Raw genomic sequence first — 15,202 nt, forward strand, 5'->3', positions numbered from 1 at the left:
CTCTTCTGAACTACTTTAATTCCTATTCATTATCCGTTTAATATAAGAAAACAACATTTGATGAAAAAATCAGCAGAGTTCCTCTTTTATGTCGAACACTTGCTTACAACAACCATTCATTCGGCTATGGCGTCACTACCAAGGCAAAAAGAGCGAAACGACCTTGCAATCTCTGGCAGAAATTCTGCATTACCCACGTCAACGAAGAATGAGAGAGGGGAAAATGAATACCTTTGGGTGGTTTGATTTCAAATCTGCCTGGTTTAGGCTTTCGGAAGGATAATTCACAGAAAAAACTAAAGTTATAAACATTATTTGTCTGGCAACAACCATTTTATTCACTTTTTCTGTGGATATGTATGTGAAAAAGTGAGGGGTAAAACGGGTATACTTTTATTGAGTGTTTTATCACCCTTCTTAAGGGTAAATAAATAACTATTATTTTTCATTATGTTAATAGATTTAACGCCCCTTTTTACAATACATATCATTCATCAGAAATTTCAATCTTTCTCACACTGAGTAAATTTCAACCAATGATGATTTTATCCACAGGATATGCCTTTTAGTTAAACAAAAATCGACTATTTTTGTAGAAAAAGCCATTCATTAGAGCTGTGAATCAAACCAGTGATCTCACTTTTTATCACTTATCCCATAAATCTGTGGATAACATGGTGTAAGATCCTGTTTATTATCACTGGGAATAGGTGAACAATCATAACAAGCTTATTTTTAATACTGAGAACATAAATGAAAAGATCTTTTATATCATGCTATTATCAAAAACATTAGTGTAATGATAAATTAATAATGATTTACAATAATCCTAATGGACATTTTTTAACCAGAAAAAAATATACTCAATAACATGTACTTTACATCCCCGATACCACCTGAAAACGAACAGCAATTACTCGAATGGGCTCACGCTTTGGCAGGTTTATCCATGGGTGAACTGGCTGAATTCGCTAAACTGCCTATACCTCCTAATTTAAAGCGTGATAAAGGTTGGGTAGGTATGTTACTTGAATATTATTTAGGCGCAAATGCAGGCAGCAGGCCCGAACAGGATTTTCAACATATTGGTATTGAATTGAAAACGATCCCTGTGGACAGCAAAGGTACTCCATTGGAAACAACCTTTGTCTGTATCGCCCCTTTAACGGGTAACAGTGGTATTACATGGGAAAATTGTCACGTCAGACGCAAACTATCCCGCGTCTTATGGATACCTGTTGAGGGAGAAAGAAGTATTCCGCTTTCTGAACGCCGTGTAGGTTCACCCCTGCTTTGGAACCCAAGTGCCATAGAAGAAGAGTTGCTGCGAAACGATTGGGAAGAGCTGATGGATCTTATTGTATTGGGCAAAGTCGAAAGCATTACAGCCCGTCATGGTGAAGTATTGCAATTACGCCCCAAAGCGGCTAACAGCCGGGTTCTGACTGAAGCAATTGGAGAATATGGTCAACCAATAATGACACTGCCCAGAGGCTTTTATCTGAAGAAAAATTTTACAGCACCATTATTGGCTCGCCATTTTTTCTTGTAGCACAGTATAAAATTCCAACCCTAACGATCTGGTTTTTTGATAGAAATAACCATAAATCTAACCATGCTGGAACACTTACTCAGTCAGGTGCAACTCCCGGTTATTTGGAAACTACCCATAATCCGTTTGGACTTATTCGGTGGCCAACCAAGTGGCCACCTTACTCACTTTGATGCGGGTAACTAATTGCTCTGTTTTGTTTTCAGTTTAAAATCAAATTTAGTACTATTAACTCTATCTATAGCAAGGTCTAACTGAGATTCAGGAGAGACTTTCATTGAAGTAATGTCAACAAACCCAGATGACGGATGGTAGCTAAGATAAATAGTGCCAACCAGTGGATAACTGCGATTGCCCCTGTTTTTGATATAAAAGGCACAGGCAATCTCATTACTGCTGGCAGTTGATGGAATATTGACATATTCCATTTTGCTGCCAATTTTAACTGAGGAAATTTCAGCGTCTCTGATCCCCTCCGCATCCAATATCATCAAATAAGTACCTGTTTCAGCATCAGTCGTATCTATCAGGTTCAAATCTATGGAAAAATTAGGTAGTTGGTAATATGTAATATCACTTTTTAAGATCACAATAATTCCCCTGATTATATGATGACTATCAAATTATTCAAATTCCATCAGATATACCTTTTAACTTTAAAACTCACTATTGTATTCAAAATGGAATTTTAAACTTTATTATTCATATTTATCATTAATAATTTAAATAACAGCAATATATAAAATCACAATTTCTAATCATGTGACAATTTCGTTATGACATCATCACACCTTTTCAATACCATTATCCGCTAATTCTTTCTGCTAATTATATATTTTTTCACTTTTTTCAGTGCCATTTGTCTCTTTAATGGCGACAAATAATCAGTAAAAATAATGCCATGCAAATGATCGATTTCATGCTGCATAACAATTGATAAAAAATCCCCGCTTTCTATCGTAATCGTTTTACCGTGTCGGTCGAATGCTTCTACCTTCACTTTTTCAAAACGCTCAACATCTGCGTAATACCCCGGTATCGATAAGCAGCCCTCTTGATTCACCACGCGACGCTCTTTTTCAACAATCTTGGGATTAACCAAAACCATCGGCTGATCTCGGTTTGGGGAGAGATCAATGATCAATACTGCTTCTTTTCGTCCAACCTGCGGCGCCGCCAAGCCAATTCCATTGCCCGTGTTATACATAGTCTCCAACATGTCATCGATCAGGGTTTGAACACTATCAAAATCAGTGACATCAACACATTTTTGCCTCAGCCTTTCATCTGGGATTGTGAGTATATCTAGAATTGCCATAACTTATTATCCTCTTCTGACACCTTTGCTCATCTATACTCCATGAATTTCAAAACACAGCACGACGATAAGGGAACAAATCCCCAGAAGCATAGTCTAGCTATCGGGGCTGAGATGAGTGGGCACAGCCAACAAAGCTGCAATTTGAAAAACGAAGTGTATAGACATATACATCTGGTTGATTCAAATATATCTGATCCTCAATAAGATATCATCAATTATTGAAATAGCTTTCCCTAAAAAACAAAATAGACAAATACAATATTTTATCTATAGCCCTAAATATCTTTATTCTTTATCATAATCAATTTACTTCATCACCTTACTTTAAGATAAAAGAAACCCTAACTTATTCTGAATATTAGAGGGAACTTATTTTTAAGGAAATCTATCCGTAATAAAATAATAAAAAATGCCAACTGATAAAAATCGGCTGGCACACTGTTTTTGATTACGCTCGTGGTTATTTATTTGGTTTTTAATCAGTTGGATATTATAAATCTGCTTTTTCAAACGCCTGAACTAAATCAGCAATCAAATCATCAACATTCTCAATGCCTACAGAAATGCGGATCAACTGAGGTGTAATACCTGATGCCAGACGTCTTTCCAGTGGAATGGATGCATGAGTCATAGTAAAGGGCTGACCTATAAGGCTTTCCACGCCCCCCAAACTTTCTGCCAGTGTGAATAGCTGTAATTCTTTAATAACTCGGTGTGTATAATCTTCATCGCCTCTCAGAACAACAGAGATCATGCCGCCAAAGCCTCGCATCTGGCGTTTTGCCAACTCATGCTGAGGATGAGAAGCCAGGCCGGGATAGTACACTTTCTCGATTTGCGGCTGCTGCTCCAGCCAATGTGCTATTTTCTCTGCGCTGGAAATATGACGTTCCATACGCAATGCCAATGTCCGAATGCCACGCAGGACAAGAAAGCTACTGAACGGATCAAGAATGCCACCAATGGAATTTTGCAAAAACGCGACCTGTTCTGCCAATTCAGCATTGTTGCCCACGACAGCCAGACCAGCGACTACATCGGAATGACCATTCAGGTATTTAGTTGCAGAGTGAACAACAATATCAAAACCCAAATCAAGTGGGCGCTGGATATAAGGGGATGCAAAGGTATTATCCGCAACACTGATAATATTATGGCGCTGTGCAATCTGCGCAATGGCTGCCAAATCCGCTAATTTCAACAACGGATTGGTCGGAGTTTCTACCCAAATCATTTTAGTATCAGGCTGAATCGCGGCTTCCAGAGCGGCGGTATCCCCTGCCTGGACATAAGTGACACGCAAGCCGGCCGTGCGGCAGCGTACTTTCTCCAATAATCGGTAAGTTCCGCCATAGAGATCATCCACAGCAATCATATGGCTATCTTTATCAAGTAACTCCAGAATGGTTGAACTGGCGGCAAGACCAGAACCAAACGCATAACCACGAGTTCCATTCTCTAATTCAGCAATCGCACCTTCCAGCGCATCACGTGTCGGGTTTCCACTGCGGGAATATTCATACCCTGTATGCTGCCCCGGTGCAGGTTGGGCATAAGTGGATGTGGCATAGATTGCAGGCATGACAGCTCCCGTATGGTCAGGAGAATAACCTGCGTGAACGCTTTTTGTATCAAATTTAATCTTATTAAACTTAGTCCTATCAAACTTAGTCATTAATTTATTCCTGAAAAGAGATTAATTGAGTTGTTGACGCCATGCGTTCAGCACATCGGTACGAGTAATAAGTCCAAGGAATTGACTATTATCATCAACAATCAAAGCGACATGGCCTGCATCAAAGGTTGCGATCAATTGATCCAATGGTGCTTTTTTATTAAGTGTATGAATCTGACTGGTCATCGCTTGAGTGACAGGCAGTGAGAAATTGTGAGAGTCAGCTTGAATAGTGTGCATGAGATCCCATTCATCAATAATTCCAACAACCTGGTCATTTTCAATCACTGGCAACTGTGAAATATCATACAAACGCATACGACCATAAGTGACTTGCAAAGTATCTTGTGGTGAAACTGAAACTGTTGCCCCTTCCCGATAACGATAAGTGATGTAATCACTCAAATCATTTTCTTGTGGCTGTGAATGCAACCCTTGTTCTAATAACCAGTAATCATTGAACATTTTCGACAGATATTTGTTGCCACTGTCACAGGCAAGCGTTACTACACGTTTCGGTGTTGTTTGTGCCCGGCAGTAGCGCAGTGCGGCAGCCAGCAGAGTTCCTGAAGAGGAGCCTGCCAAAATCCCTTCGGTCAGTAACAAATCACGGGCGCTGGAAAAAGCTTCTGCATCGCTAATACGATAGGCATGATGGATTTGGGAAAAATCGCCAAGCGGTGGAACAAAATCCTCTCCGATACCTTCGACAAACCAGCTACCCGCTTCGTCATAATGACCGTGCTCAACATAATCGGCAAGAATAGAACCTTTAGGATCGGCGAGGACAAATTCGGTCTGGGGAGAAATTTCTTTAAAATACTGACTTAACCCTCCCAGAGTACCGCCGGAGCCGACACCAACGACCACAGCATCCACATTCTGTTCCATTTGTTGCCAAATTTCTGGGCCGGTACTCATGACATGAGCGGCGGAATTGGCAGGATTGTTGAATTGGTCAATATAATACGCACCACTCATTTCTTTCGACAGACGCAGCGCGTAATCCTGATAATATTCTGGATGCCCTTTTCCCACATCAGAGCGTGTCAGGCGAACATCGGTTCCCAGTGCTCGCAGATGATAAATTTTCTCCCTGCTCATTTTATCGGGCACGACCAGAATCAGTTTATAGCCTTTCATCGCAGCAACCAGCGCCAACCCAATGCCTGTATTACCCGCCGTAGCTTCAATGATAGTCCCTCCCGGCTTCAACACTCCTTGTTTTTCAGCTTGCTCAATCATTGAAAGCGCAACACGATCTTTAATCGATCCCCCCGGATTTTGATTCTCTAACTTAATAAATAACTGGCATGGTCCCGTATCCAGATGAGTGAGTTCCAGTAATGGAGTATTCCCTATAAGTTCAAGAACCGAACGTGATGCTGCCATATTAGCCTCTTGAGAATCGGTAAAATTTACAAATAAGACGTTCAGATTGGGAGAGAATACCGCTGCATAGCAATTGATTTGAAAGAACAAATAAAAACTACATATAATAAAAAGTAATTAGTTAATTCAATATTGATAGATCAAACATGAACTACAGATTATTTTTCTGATCATCTGATAATATTCAGTTTCTGAAAAATACGGCTGACGAAATTCACATCACTGTCATTTCAATAAATTATTTAAAAACATAATCTCAATAACTTCCTCTTCAGCCTATGTGTCTCCTTTATTTTAGCAAACCCATAAAAATGACATACAATCAGATCAAATAATGCAAACAATTTATTAACAATAAGAATAAACAAAAGAGGCGATTATGTATACATATCGGGAAGCCGCCAACCTTGCAGCATTAGTGTTATATGCTGCTGAAATGAATGATCAATATTACAATAATCCTGTACCACCAGCCGACCCGCGCATTAAAGAAGACGGATGGAAAGTGATAGCGTATATTTCGGCCGATGATACTTCATTCTCAGTAAAGACCCGCCAAGGGATGTTACCGGAGCATGTCTGCTACGGTTACGTTGCAAAAAAAAATAAATTCCTGAATGAATATGTTGTTGCCATACGTGGGACAGACTCCACCATTTTGCTGGAAGATATTCATGACGGACTGATTGACCACACTTCTCCGTGGGCCAAGTTTCCGACAATAGAAGTAAGCAGAGGATTTTTCAGCATTTACGACTCAATGAAATTGATAACTGTTGATCCTGAGTTTCACGGTGATTACAGCAATCTCAATCTGGCAAAGGCAATGACTCAATTGGTAGGAATCAATGGCCGATTTACAATAACAGCTCACAGTCTTGGCTCCGCTATAGCATCCTATCTCATGTATGAGATTGGCTCCAGCATCCCCAATCATTCAGCCTGTTTATTCGCCTGCCCAAGGCCCGGGAATAGTGAGTTTTCCCAGCATATTACCCGGAATTTCAGCAATTTTGATGTATTCAACTATGTAGACGATGTTATTCCTCATTTACCCCCTGAAATATTAGGATATTCATCACTGGCGCACATTCAGGAGTTTAACGCCCAAACCAATATAGATATTTCCGATGGCCCATTATGCAGCCACTATTTAATCAATTACATTGCCAGACTGGATTTTGATGTATTCAAAAGAGTCATAAAAAACGGTGATATTGATTCTTGTATCAATCTATAACTACTGTTCTGGCTAAGTCAGAGAACTTGATTTTTTTGCCAACCACTGCAATACCTATCCCAGTTAGGAAATATCAGCAACTGATAATAGGAGCATAAAGATGAAGTGGTATGGTAATACATTGCATAGACATACATTGCGTAGTTATGCATATGGTGCAATGTTAGTGGCAGGCAGCCTGTTCACACCGGCATTATGGGCAAAAGGGGAAGTGCATCTGTTGTTTCATATGGGATTGGGGGCCAATGGCAAATCCTTTGTGGGCGGTACACTGCAAAACAAAGGTGATCAACCTGTGGCAGGCGGGTATATCAACGTGTTGCCCTATAAAGAGAAATGCGAACCAGATACACCAATATTGTATTCATTTGAGTCATTGGCTCCGGGAGAAAAAAAAGAGTTTCGCATCCCAATGAATAGCCCGCTGAGTGGCTATCGTGTAATTGGTTTTGGCGCTTATGATGATATGGGATTTCCTCTTCCTGCCGTAGATGAAACAGCAAAAATCATTCAAGAACGTGAACCCAGCGAGCGGAAGGCGTGTCAGACAGCACGAAAAAACATACCTGATCCTAACAACGACACCAGCAAATAAGGCAGAAACCCAAAAATCATAATATTGGCTTTTTTGGACGCTCATCAGGATGGTTTATTTTTATAAACCATCCTTTTTGTTAACTCATATTTCTGCGATTTAAAAATTTATTGGTTAAATTTTCTTTCCGTATTTATGCGTAAAAATGCAAATCCATCCCTGCCTTTATGTGGAAAATTAACAGGATTGAATTGCATCTTTGGCATAATGGGATTCTTTCTATTTTCACCATATCCATCAAAGGATTAAAAAGTACTTATTATTTGACTTGATAACCATTTTATTTCACTTGATAACCATTGGGATTCTGAGATTGCCAGCGCCACGCATCGGTGGTCATTTCCACTACCGTGCGATTTGCCTTCCAGCCCAATTCACGCTCTGCCTTTTCTGGGCTTGACCAACATTCGGCAATATCTCCCGGACGGCGGGGACATATTTCATAAGGAATAAGTTTGCCACAAGCATGACTGAAAGCGTTCACCATTTCTAATACACTTGTGCCTTTCCCTGTACCCAAATTGTAAATATGCAGACCTGACTTTTTGCCAACGGCATTCAATGCAGCAATATGTCCGTCAGCTAAATCCATAACGTGGATATAATCACGAACCCCCGTACCATCAGATGTCGGATAATCATTACCATAAACAGACAATTTTTCCCGACGACCTACCGCAACCTGAGCGATATAAGGCATCAGATTATTGGGAATGCCCTGCGGATCTTCCCCCATTGTACCCGACGGATGAGCGCCAACCGGATTAAAATAACGCAGCAACACGACTGACCAGTCATTTTCTGCATGATGGAAGTCAGAGAGGCAGCGCTCAACCATATATTTACTGGTGCCATAAGGGTTGGTGGTATTACCTACCATCGACTGTTCGGTAATGGGTACTACTTCCGGATCGCCATATACTGTCGCAGATGAACTAAAAATGATACTTTTTACACCCGCTTTATGCATGCTGCGTACTAACACCAATGTACCGTTGACATTGTTGTCATAATATTCGATAGGTTTAGCGACAGATTCTCCGACCGCTTTTAAGCCAGCGAAATGAATAACTGACTGAATTTGATGGCGGGAGAAAATCGCATCAAGGAATGATTCATCCCGAATATCCCCTTCATAAAACAGTGGCTTCACGCCAGTTAATGCCTCAATGCGAGCCAACACTTCACGATTGGCATTACACAGGTTATCAATGATAATCGGTGTCATTCCTGCTTCAATCATTTGAACACAAGTATGACTACCAATATACCCCATGCCACCTGTCACTAATATTTCCACATTAACCTCTTTTTAAAAATGATTACAACTGAGAGTATAAAAAGAGTCAGCACATTAGTGAACTAAAACTAAAATATGGCAGAATCAGGCAATAATCGTTTTTGAATAGCTCGCTACCCAATAATCACAATCAGTAATAAAATTCCAATGATGAAAAAAATCACCTTTACGTCTACCCAACCTACTGCCGAAAAAGCTCCTTTTTTCACAGTCCTGCAAACAGGTTCATTACCAGAACATCCTGATATTCAAATTATACTGGCATATTTTGATCCGATTTTCTATCGGGATACCTTATTTGGCGAACACAGCATCACGTTCCCGGACAAATTACACAATGCAGTTAATAAACGGCGGGCAGAATATCTGGCAGCTCGCTACTGCACACAACAAGTGTTGAATAATCTGGACTATCCTGACTTTCAGGTAACAAATGCCCCAGATCGCTCCCCAATCTGGCCTGACAAAGTTTGTGGCTCCATCTCCCATTCAATCAACTGTGCCATTGCCTTTGCCGCTTTTTTGGATAATTACCAGATAATTGGTGTGGATATTGAACAAGAGATTAAATCAGATATTATTGAAAACGTTTCAGCCAGCATCATCAATGATGCTGAAGCAGCATTACTGGAGAAATGTGCATTGCCCTTCGGGCAGGCATTCACTCTTGCCTTTTCCATCAAAGAGAGCTTGTTCAAAGCACTTTATCCCCATGTAAAATGCTTTTTTGATTTTCATGCGGCTGAAATTACATCAATTGATTGCAATACTCACACGATGAACATCAAACTGCTGCAAACATTATCCGATAAGTATCGAAACGGCTCGCAATTTAACGGACAGTTCGTTCTCATGCCGCAACAGCAAGTGCTGACGTATATTGTGGAGTAACAGATTTCGCTTGCAAAAAAGAGGGCCTTTTAAAATAAAGGCTCACCTTTAGATGAGCCTTTAAAAAAACATTTACAAAATTAGTGCATTAGAAATCTTTCTTAGAAGCCTGCAAATACAGCAATTCCAATCCAATTGTCGCCGCTGCCAGCGCCGTGATCTCAGATTGATCATACGCAGGAGCCACTTCCACCACGTCCATTCCGACAATATTCAACGGTTGTAAGGCTCGTACTATTTTCAATGCGCGATCTGAAGTCAATCCTCCAATGACTGGCGTCCCTGTGCCCGGTGCAAATGCCGGATCAAGGCAATCAATATCGAAAGTCAGGTAAATCGGCAAATCACCCACCACAGTTTTAATCTGCTCAACAATGTCATTAACACCGCGATCATTGACCTGCCCGGCATCCAGTACAGTGAAACCATTATCAGTATCGTGTTCAGTGCGGATACCTATTTGCACTGAATGATGAGGATCTATCAACCCTTCATTTGGTGCATAATGAAACATCGTACCATGATCAAATTTGCTGCCATTTGGATAAGTATCCGTATGGGCATCAAAATGGATCAGCGCCATTTTGCCGAAATGTTTCGCATGGGCACGCAACAATGGCAACGTGACAAAATGATCACCGCCAAAAGACAGCATACGCTTGCCCGATGCCAGTACCTTTTCAGCATGTGCCTGCAACTTATCGCTCATATCCTCGGCATCACCGAAGTTAAATACAAGATCACCGCAATCCACCACTTTCAGGCGTTTACGTAAGCTAAAGTTCCATGGCCAACGGCTGCTTTCCCATGCCAGATTAGTCGATACCTGACGAATGGCAGCTGGCCCGTGGCGGCTACCCGCACGTCCCGATGTTGCCATATCGAAAGGTACTCCAGTAATTACCCATTCAGCATCACTGGAATAAGGTTGAAAATTCAATGGGAAACGCAAGAAACCGAAAGCATTTGAAACCAAAGAGTTATCAACTTGGTTTCCTAAGGAGCTAATACTCATGACATATCCTCAAAAGTCCCATACTGACTTATTACCAACATCCAATATTGACAACACTCAATGATTGGCAGTAACCAGTGACACAAAGCTTATTTACACTAGAAGATCAATCTTCCAAATACGCTAGCATTTTAAATTTAAAATAAAATGTTAGCAATCAACCCGAAACTGAAGAAACGAATGGATACACACTCTTATACAGACAAGGAAAAGTCTCCAAAGAATCTCAGTTCAGCAAATTATCATAGATTAATCATATAGTATTAGACATGTTTTCTTCTTACCAGAACTTTAAGAAAGTTTATTTCAAAAAAATATCAAATAAATAGGTAAAACATCTGTGAAGATGACCAATTATTTTAAGATGAAGAATGAACAACAAACTTAACCAGGATAATAATTATCACAACAAACAGAAAGAAAGTTGGCAAATATTGTTATTAATCTTGTCAAACTTTTCCGGCAGTCAGAAATAGATTTTAATAATGTTCAACCCATCATTTTATGCCATCCTAGCGTTGGAGTAAGCAACTCACTCAGTTTAATAAAATAATTAATGTATTTTACTAATACATAATCTCAATTATTGATGAATCTATTTTATTGATATTCACAAACAGAAAGTAATACCACATTTATATTACTAAGGAAATTTTCAGTTCGATTTCCTTCACCAAACTCGCAATGTGCATTGTTGATAAAATGAGGGATTAATTATGAATTCTCAAAATAATAAGTCTGATATAATAGCTTCAGAAGAAGATGAATTCGTGATAGTACCGACACGTAAGTATATTGAAGCATCAATTGAAGAACATGCTAAAAGCAGAAATCATCCAGATGCAACACTGACAGCAAAAGGATTTGTTATCCTGAGTAGTGCCGTGGATAGCGATAATGAAATTTATGCCGCAACCCCCAAGGCAATAAAAACAGCTTATGATCAAGCAAATATTGCCAATCAGAACGCTATCAATGCAAATAACAATGTTAATACCCGATTAGAAAAAAGTCAGAATGGCGCAGACATTCCTGATAAAATGGAATTCGTAAAAAATATTGGGTTAACGGAAACAGTAGAGCAGGCAAAAAATGCCGCCACTATTGACACAATATATCCTGTCGGCATTGTTTTATGGTTTGCCCAAAATCAAGATCCAAATAAACTATTTTCTGGTACAACATGGAAATATATTGGTGAAAACAAAACGATCAGATTAGCCTCTCCAGATGGTTCCAATATCTTATCAACCGGAGGAAATGATTCTATCACTCTGACTGCGGCACAAATACCCGCTCATAGCCATACCTTCTCAGCGACAACCAGTTCATTTGATTATGGAACTAAAGTCACGAATATTGCCGGTGACCATTACCATGATAGTGGATGGGGAGAATCAAACTACAGTCGTTATGGACATTATGACAGCACCAGGAATAGTTACGGTTCTGGTCGCTCAGACTGGGATAATTACAAATTTAATACCAGTACAAATGGTGCTCACCAGCACGAAACTCATATTGGCAGCCATGCTCATACGGTATCAGGCACAACATCAAGCGTGGGCAATGAGGAAGTTATCAATATTACCAACTCCTATGTCATGTTGATGGGATGGTATAGAACAGCATAAAAACCTACATGAACAAGGATGTTCAGTAAACATCGTCTCAATACGTCTATATTTCCCATCAATATAAAAAATAGTCATTCTAAATCAAATAACTATCTTGACTCAGAATGACTATTAATGAAGGTCAATGACTAATCAGGGCTATATCTTCTAAATAAGTGTAACCATAAAGGCCACTTTCAAACTCTTGCAGGAATTGCGCTTGCAAACCTTCATCCAAGTCGGTTGATTTCACCTGATCACGGAAGCGGGTCAACAATACCTGCGGCTCCAATTTGACATATTGGAGCATATTGGCAACAGAATCACCCTCTTCGCTCTGCTGATAAGTCACTTCACCATTTTCTGAAACGTAAACATCAATGGCTGCTGTATCACCAAACAGATTGTGCATATTGCCCAGAATTTCCTGATATGCGCCTACCATAAAGAAGCCAATCAATGGCGGATTATCCGGATCATAAGCCGGCATTGGCATTGTTGTTGCCACACCATCTCCATCGACATAATGATCAATAGTACCATCTGAATCACAGGTGATATCCAACAGAACAGCGCGACGATCCAGCGGCTTATCCAGCCCTTCAATTGGCAGGACAGGGAATAGCTGATCAATCCCCCACGCATCGGGCATAGACTGGAACAACGAGAAATTCACGTAGAGTTTATCCGCCATACGTTCCTGCAATTCATCAATGATAGGACGATGAGCACGGTTGCTTGGGTCAAGATTCTGCTGAATGTGGCGACAGATATTTAAGTACAGTTCTTCTGCCCATGCCCGTTCTGACAGATTCAGTATGCCATGGGAATATTGGGTATGAACATCATGCAGATCAAACTGGCTATCATGGAGCCATTCACGCAGTGAGCGGCGGCTACCGTCAGACTGCATTTCCAGCCATGTATTCCATAAACTGGTCAATGGACGTGGAGCATCTTTTGCCGGCGGTGTTGTTTCGGTGAACTCGTTACGTTCCACCCCAATGACATTGGAAACCAGAACCGTATGATGAGCTGTCAATGCACGACCGGATTCAGTAATAACCGTTGGATGGGGAAGTCCGTGCTCTTCACAAGCATCGCCAATACCCCATATAACGTTATTTGCGTATTCATTCAAACCATAGTTAACTGAGCATTCTGACTGGGAGCGTGTACCTTCATAATCAACACCCAATCCGCCACCAACGTCAAAACACTGAATATTGACACCCAATTTAGACAGCTCGACATAAAAATGGGCAGACTCACGTACCCCTGTTGCTATGTCTCGGATATTTGCCAACTGGGAACCCAAATGGAAATGTAGCAATTGCAGGCTGTCCAACCGACCCGCAGAGCGCAGAATTTCAATCAATTGCAATACTTGTGACGCAGCCAGACCAAACTTGGATTTTTCACCACCGCTGGCCTGCCATTTGCCTGAACCCTGACATGCCAGACGCGCCCGTACCCCTAAACGTGGGATCACGTTGAGTCGTTTGGCTTCTTCCAACACTAGCTCAATTTCAGACATTTTCTCGATAACCAGATACACTTTATGTCCCAGTTTTTCACCGATCAGAGCCAGACGAATATATTCACGATCTTTGTAGCCGTTACAGACAATTACAGTACCTGTCATGCCAGCATGAGCCAACACCGCCATAAGCTCTGCCTTAGAACCTGCTTCCAACCCGACGGGTTCATCAGCATTTGCCAGTGTTTCAATAACACGACGCTGCTGATTAACCTTAATTGGATAAACCAGAAAATAATCCCCTTTATAGCCATAAGATTCACGGGCACGCTTAAACGCCGCATTGATAGAACGTAGGCGGTGCTGCAAGATCTGGGGAAAACAAAACAGTGCAGGTAAACGCAATTGTTCTTTTTCTTCCTGAACTTTCTTCACCAGATCGGCAAGTTCAACTTGAGTTTCCGGTAAATCAGGATTTGGACAAACACTGACATTACCCAGATCATTGACATAGTAATAGTTGCCGCCCCAGTATGCGATGTTGTAAGTCTGCCGCATTTTGCGTGCGATATTATCTTTCATGGCAGTCTCCTTTATGGAGTCGAGGTTTGCCTTCACCTGTAGTCAATAACCCAAGGCACTATTTTATCGTGCGTATCTTGCGCATTAAAAAATGTCAGGGAACAGCATTCTCTTAAATTATAGAAACGTTTAGAGGGAACTAAACAATATATTTACTGTGTGAAAATATGATTGCCAACTCGATATTGCCTGCTTATCTATATGCGACGGGTAACATCGAAATGATTTCATATTTGAAAGAAAGGAACAGGATGTGGATACATCAATGGCATAATGTGGCTGTTGGCCGTTAACAATCAGCAGATAATGGTTCATAACCCCATTCACCCCACATGGTTTACTTATCGCAAACCGTTTCTCAATTGAGAAGCAGGACATAGGCTCATATCCTGCAAATGCCTGTAACCTGAAATGAACAAACTGATTCAGTTACGCGCGCAGTTTATACCTGTAATCCAATCAAATTGCAAAATGAAATTTATCTATGTTCTTCATCTTTTAAGCAGCGGCTTTATTGACTCTGTTCCCGATTCCAGTCACATA

12 protein-coding genes and 2 pseudogenes are annotated in these 15,202 nt (G+C 40.7%); 7 read left to right on the plus strand and 7 right to left on the minus strand.

All coding sequences use genetic code 11. The features are described from left to right. Positions 1–88 precede the first annotated feature (88 nt). From AACQ81_RS19785 to AACQ81_RS16560, 3 genes and pseudogenes are all read left to right on the plus strand, one after another. Positions 89–196, plus strand: a pseudogene (locus AACQ81_RS19785) (SgrR family transcriptional regulator); the annotation flags it as partial. Positions 197–871: 675 nt separating this feature from the next. Next, a complete protein-coding gene (gene mutH / locus AACQ81_RS16555) occupies positions 872–1,552 on the plus strand; it encodes a DNA mismatch repair endonuclease MutH (RefSeq protein WP_237385677.1) in 681 nt (226 codons plus the stop codon). 32 nt (positions 1,553–1,584) lie between these two features. Then, positions 1,585–1,689, plus strand: a pseudogene (locus tag AACQ81_RS16560) (hypothetical protein); the annotation flags it as partial. A gap of 45 nt (positions 1,690–1,734) precedes the next feature. Here AACQ81_RS16560 and AACQ81_RS16565 read toward each other — a convergent pair. The 4 genes from AACQ81_RS16565 to AACQ81_RS16580 all read right to left on the minus strand — a co-directional run bounded on the left by AACQ81_RS16565 (position 1,735) and on the right by AACQ81_RS16580 (position 5,940). Continuing rightward, a complete protein-coding gene (locus tag AACQ81_RS16565; protein ID WP_237385678.1) occupies positions 1,735–2,142 on the minus strand; it encodes a hypothetical protein in 408 nt (135 codons plus the stop codon). Between the two features lie 221 nt (positions 2,143–2,363). Beyond that, positions 2,364–2,870, minus strand: coding sequence for a peptide deformylase (def, locus tag AACQ81_RS16570; RefSeq protein WP_237385679.1), 507 nt, complete (start codon positions 2,868–2,870; stop codon positions 2,364–2,366). A gap of 493 nt (positions 2,871–3,363) precedes the next feature. Further along, positions 3,364–4,548 (minus strand): trans-sulfuration enzyme family protein, encoded by a 1,185-nt coding sequence (locus AACQ81_RS16575; protein WP_237385680.1) that lies wholly within the window; start codon positions 4,546–4,548, stop codon positions 3,364–3,366. A 21-nt stretch (positions 4,549–4,569) separates the two neighbouring features. Continuing rightward, positions 4,570–5,940, minus strand: coding sequence for a pyridoxal-phosphate dependent enzyme (locus AACQ81_RS16580; RefSeq protein ID WP_237385681.1), 1,371 nt, complete (start codon positions 5,938–5,940; stop codon positions 4,570–4,572). Positions 5,941–6,319: 379 nt separating this feature from the next. Here AACQ81_RS16580 and AACQ81_RS16585 point away from each other — a divergent pair, with 379 nt between their 5' ends. Together AACQ81_RS16585 and AACQ81_RS16590 are read left to right on the plus strand one after the other, a co-directional pair. After that, positions 6,320–7,180 (plus strand): lipase family protein, encoded by an 861-nt coding sequence (locus AACQ81_RS16585; protein ID WP_237385682.1) that lies wholly within the window; start codon positions 6,320–6,322, stop codon positions 7,178–7,180. A gap of 100 nt (positions 7,181–7,280) precedes the next feature. Further along, on the plus strand, positions 7,281–7,775 hold the full coding sequence (locus tag AACQ81_RS16590; RefSeq protein ID WP_237385683.1) for a membrane-associated Zn-dependent protease 1: 495 nt from the start codon (positions 7,281–7,283) through the stop codon (positions 7,773–7,775). 280 nt (positions 7,776–8,055) lie between these two features. On the opposite strand, the gene galE is transcribed toward AACQ81_RS16590, so the two are convergent. Further along, positions 8,056–9,075, minus strand: a complete 1,020-nt coding sequence (gene galE, locus AACQ81_RS16595) for a UDP-glucose 4-epimerase GalE (RefSeq protein ID WP_237385684.1) — start codon at positions 9,073–9,075, stop codon at positions 8,056–8,058. A 147-nt stretch (positions 9,076–9,222) separates the two neighbouring features. Here galE and AACQ81_RS16600 point away from each other — a divergent pair, with 147 nt between their 5' ends. Then, positions 9,223–9,966: a 4'-phosphopantetheinyl transferase family protein gene (locus AACQ81_RS16600; protein WP_237385685.1), complete on the plus strand. Its 744-nt coding sequence runs from the start codon at positions 9,223–9,225 to the stop codon at positions 9,964–9,966. A gap of 88 nt (positions 9,967–10,054) precedes the next feature. On the opposite strand, the gene speB is transcribed toward AACQ81_RS16600, so the two are convergent. Next, positions 10,055–10,981 carry an agmatinase gene (gene speB, locus AACQ81_RS16605; protein WP_237385686.1) on the minus strand — a complete coding sequence of 309 codons (927 nt, stop codon included), beginning with the start codon at positions 10,979–10,981 and terminating at the stop codon, positions 10,055–10,057. A gap of 716 nt (positions 10,982–11,697) precedes the next feature. On the opposite strand from speB, the gene AACQ81_RS16610 reads away from it, so the two are divergent. Further along, positions 11,698–12,615, plus strand: a complete 918-nt coding sequence (locus AACQ81_RS16610) for a tail fiber protein (protein ID WP_237385687.1) — start codon at positions 11,698–11,700, stop codon at positions 12,613–12,615. Positions 12,616–12,739: 124 nt separating this feature from the next. On the opposite strand, the gene speA is transcribed toward AACQ81_RS16610, so the two are convergent. Further along, positions 12,740–14,659 carry a biosynthetic arginine decarboxylase gene (gene speA, locus AACQ81_RS16615; RefSeq protein ID WP_237385688.1) on the minus strand — a complete coding sequence of 640 codons (1,920 nt, stop codon included), beginning with the start codon at positions 14,657–14,659 and terminating at the stop codon, positions 12,740–12,742. Between the last annotated feature and the right edge of the window lie 543 nt (positions 14,660–15,202).

Origin of the sequence: Xenorhabdus sp. Sc-CR9, from assembly GCF_963897815.1 — a bacterium.
Taxonomy (GTDB): domain Bacteria; phylum Pseudomonadota; class Gammaproteobacteria; order Enterobacterales; family Enterobacteriaceae; genus Xenorhabdus.